The 426-nt window shown below is 48.4% G+C and carries 1 protein-coding gene; it reads left to right on the top strand.

Annotated features, from left to right (window positions below; genetic code table 11):
• Nucleotides 1-3: 3 nt before the first annotated feature.
• Nucleotides 4-426: hypothetical protein (locus BUE76_RS21755; protein ID WP_158070018.1), on the top strand; the 423-nt coding region annotated here is incomplete at its 3' end.

Here is a 426-nt window from a genome sequence, read left to right as displayed (position 1 = left end):
AGCATGGAAAAGGAGATTAAAAGAATAGTGGAGGTGCTTACCGGCGTTGGATTCCCGGAAAATCTTGAGTGGACATTACAGGTACACCTTTGTTTTGCGCCCGCTAAGTTTTCAATAACACATGAACAGTTTCGGGGCGAGGACCATTTGCGGTACCAAATATGGATCGTGCGAGATGAGGAGATTGGTCTTTATGCACCAGCTTATTATGAGGCCTTGCTGGTTCGTCCCCTTGATATCAAGCCGCTTGATGAAGGAGCTGAGGGGATACTTGCCCTCAACCAGCAAATGCAACTGGTGAACTGGGCAGCACTGCTGGAAAAAGGAGAAAATGCTACTGTCGGCGACTTTGCCGACCTGCAACTGATTGCTCAAATAGTACAGGCGTTGAACGCATTGGAAAATTCCGAAGGAGGCGCCCTGTAT

Source organism: Cnuella takakiae (genome assembly GCF_001953305.1).
Taxonomy (GTDB): Bacteria; Bacteroidota; Bacteroidia; order Chitinophagales; family Chitinophagaceae; genus Flavisolibacter; species Flavisolibacter takakiae.
This window is presented reverse-complemented; position numbering and strand designations above follow the sequence as displayed.